The sequence below is a fragment of the Mycobacterium sp. genome, from assembly GCF_052144515.1.
In the GTDB taxonomy this organism is placed as follows: domain Bacteria; phylum Actinomycetota; class Actinomycetes; order Mycobacteriales; family Mycobacteriaceae; genus Mycobacterium.
This window is the reverse complement of record NZ_JBKQQD010000395.1, coordinates 1-3,383: the sequence shown is the minus strand read 5'-3', so window position 1 is coordinate 3,383 and position 3,383 is coordinate 1. Positions and strand designations below refer to the sequence as shown.

General features: G+C 68.0%; 4 protein-coding genes. All 4 read right to left on the bottom strand.

Features of this window, described 5'->3' with window-relative positions:
* Positions 1-2,022: recombinase family protein (locus ACLP9N_RS26220; protein ID WP_442410116.1), on the bottom strand; the 2,022-nt coding region annotated here is incomplete at its 3' end.
* Positions 2,023-2,028: 6 nt separating this feature from the next.
* A complete protein-coding gene (locus ACLP9N_RS26215) occupies positions 2,029-2,322 on the bottom strand; it encodes a hypothetical protein (protein WP_442394579.1) in 294 nt (97 codons plus the stop codon).
* Complete coding sequence (locus ACLP9N_RS26210; RefSeq protein WP_442394578.1) at positions 2,306-2,779, bottom strand: helix-turn-helix domain-containing protein; 474 nt, start codon at positions 2,777-2,779, stop codon at positions 2,306-2,308. The genes ACLP9N_RS26215 and ACLP9N_RS26210 overlap by 17 nt, the downstream gene beginning before the upstream one ends.
* Positions 2,780-2,979: 200 nt before the next feature.
* Entirely contained in the window at positions 2,980-3,219 is a 240-nt protein-coding gene (locus ACLP9N_RS26205; protein WP_442394577.1) for a DUF5372 family protein, read from the bottom strand.
* Positions 3,220-3,383 lie beyond the last annotated feature (164 nt).

The following is a 3,383-nucleotide window of genomic DNA, read 5'->3' as shown; positions in this document are numbered from 1 at the left end:
TTGTCGGGTGGTGAGGCGGGGGTCGCCGGGTATGGGTGGTTGGTAGAGGCGCTCGTTCTTGTCGTTTGCCTTGTGTGAGTTGAGGATTCCGGCTCGGGTCCAGTTCTTGATGGTGCTGCGGTGCACGTCGAGACGTTGCGCGAGTTCGTTGGCGGTGAGCAAGCCTTGGGCGCGGAGCCGGTCGGCGTGGCTAGGTAGATGGTACTTGCAGCGGATGTGCACGATGATGCCGGCGGTGAACGGCTTGTTCTCGCCGGAATGGTGACCGTCGGCGTTGAGCGCGTGAGCGGTTTCGGCGTCGGTGTGGGTGTCGAGGAGCCGGTCGAGTGCGGCGAGGGTGTCCGGGCGGGTTTGGCGGGCTTGCCAGGATGTGGGTGGGATCGCGACGGCGAGGCTGTGGGTCTGCCCGCCACGCAGGCGCACGTGCAGGTGGATGCTGTCGGTCTTGTGCAGGGTGACGTCGTCGACTAGGAGGCGGACCATGCGTTTGCGGTCGCGCTGTTGGGTATTGGGGTTGGACCAGAGGGCGGGGAAATCTGTTGCCAGCGAACGGATTCGGTCCTTCAGTTCGTCGGTGAGGGTGGCTGTGGCGGCGGCGCTGGCGCGTTCGTAGTCCTCGTGCGCGGTGTGCAGGGCTCGTAGCGCGTCGTTCCAGTCGGCTTCGAGGCTGTCGGCGACGAGCCGATTGTCGGGGTCGACGGCCAGGTAGCGGCGACGAGCCAGGTCGGCGCGGTGGCGGGTGCGTTCGACGTGCCCGCGGCGCAGTGCGTCGGCTTCGGCCGCGCGGGTGTCGAGTTCGGCCTGCACGGTCAGGGCGACCTCGAGCGCGTGCGGGGTGAGGGTGTCGAGCAGCAGGCTGCCGACGGCGGCGTCGACGGTGGCGCCAGGGATGGTTTGGCAGCGTTGCGCACCGTCTTGGATGCAGCGGTCCATGCATTGGTAGTCGGGGACTTCGATGCCGCGGCGGGTGTGGTAGCGCACCGTCATCCGGCGTCCGCAGCGCCCGCAGATGGCCAGGCCCTGCAGCAGCGCGGCTCCTTCCCGGGCGGGCCCGGCGGCGCGGTCGTCGCCGTGGGCGGTGGCGTTGTCTAGCAGCAGCTTCTGGTTGGTTTCGTACTGGTCCCAGCTGATGTAGCCGGGGTGGGCATCGCGGATCAGCGCGATCCACTGCTCGCGCGGCACGAGTTGGTAGCTCTTCTTGCCGTTGCCGGCGAGGCATTCGCGGCGGCGGCCGTAGGCGAAGGCGCCGGCGTAGCGGGGGTTGTGCAGGGTGCGCAGCACCCGCCAGTGCTGCAGCGGCATCCAGGCCAGCTCGCCCTTGTGGGCACCGGTGTGCACCCGTACCGGGAACAGCAGCCCGTCGGCGTTAAATTGCTGTACGGTTGCGCGGGCCGAGCCGGTGCGGGCGAACAGGGTGAACACGTGCCGGATGGCGTGTTGCACGCCGGTATCCGGGTCGAGCACGACCTTGCCGGTGGGGTCGTAGACCAGGCCGACGGGCAGGCCCATCTGCAGTTCGCCGCGGCGGGCCTTAGACAATTGGCCGCCGATGAGGCGGGCCCGGATGAAGTGCAGTTCGGCCTCGCTCATGGTGCCCTTGAGCCCGAGCAGCAGCCGGTCGTTGAAGTCGGTCGGGTCATACAGGCCGTCCTCGTCGCAGATCAGCGTGGCCGACATGGCGCAGATCTCGAGCAGTCGGTGCCAGTCGGCGTTGTTGCGGGCCAGCCGGGATACCTCCAGACCCAACACGATCCCGGCGTGGCCCATGCTGACCTCGGCGACCAGATGCTGGAAGCCTTCCCGGTCGGCGGCGCTGGCGCCGGACTGGCCCTGGTCGGTGTCGATGGTGACGATCGCCTCGGCTTGCCAGCCCAGCGCGATCGCTTTCTGCCGCAACGCGTACTGGCGGGCGGCGGATTCGGTGTTGGTCAGCACCTGCCGCAGTGTCGATTGGCGCACGTACAGGTAGGCGGTGCGGGCCAGGTGCGCGCCGGTCACCTTCGCCGCGGTCTGCTCGCTCATCGCCGATCACCCCCGCGACGCGACAGCCAGCGCCATCGACGCCAGCAACCCGACCAACTCGGCCTCAACACCCCCGGCAAGGCGCGCCCCCGCCCGGGTGGGCGTGGGCGGTGAGACCGTCGCGACGGCCGCTTGGCGCACCCGCAGCCATGCCGCGACCCCGCGCTGCTGCAACACCCCCAGCCCCAACCGCCACCCGTCGGCATCGCCGCCAAGCGCGCGGGCCCGCAGCCGCTCATAGCCGTCCACAACGTCGGATCTGTCCCCGCCCGTACCGTCGATGTCATTGCGCGTCTCCACTTTTGGAACTCTCAGCGCGGGCCAAGGCCCGCTCCACCGATCGCGGGTGCACCCTGAGCGTGAATTTGGCCGCGATCGCATCAGCCAGCTGCGCCGACCCAACCCCGGGGTCCTGCTCGCGCAGCCGCCGGGCGTAGGCGATGACCTCGTCGGTGAGCTTGTGCGCGCGCCGCGGGCCGGGCTTGGCCGGCACCAGCCCACCCAGCCCCTCGCGGTCCACCGCGGCGGCGGCCTCGTAGAACGACGGCCGGGAGAACCCGAACGTGGCCGCCGCGGCCGTGACCGGGGCGCCGTCGACCCGTACCCTTCGCACCATCTCGTATTTGACCTGCACCAGATCGCGGGCATCGAAGAACTCCGAGGACGCGAACTGTTCGTCGCGCACCGCCTCCGGGCGGGGATTCAGCGTCCGTGTCTCGGCCAGCGCCGCCTTCTTCGCATCCGACTTCCGCGCCACAAGGCACCTCCTGACTCGTGTGTAAGAACAATTATGCCGCCATATGTTGATGATCTGATGTTCGACACGCCCCACAACGCCGCGAAATCACAGCACTGTAACTCGATAACGACGACAATTACAGAACTCCAACGACGTGCCCGTGAGCTCTGACGGCATAATCTTCCTAACACTAGCGGCATAATTCTGTTTACAGTCGTTCAGTCGGATAGCCCGTCGATCAACCGCCGCAGTTCGACCAGATCGGCGAACCGGAACGGCGACCGGCCCGCGGCCATCGTGACGAACGCGTCCGGCTCGGCCGCATCCGTCCAGCCCACCGGCAGCGAGAACTGCCGGCCCTCCCCGTCGAGGAAGAACACCCGATCCTGCGACCACGTCTGCCGAACCGCCAGAAACACAAACTCCCGCCCGGACCACGGATGAAACGGGTGCGTCACCCCAACAGTTCGCTGATCACCGACCGGATCGAGCGCAGTTGACGACGTGGAACAACGCCCTGGCCGAAACGCTGAACGGATACTACAAGTCTGAGCTGATCTACGGACCGGCCCGCACCGGCCCCTGGAAGACCGTCGAGGACGTCGAACTGGCCACCCTGAGC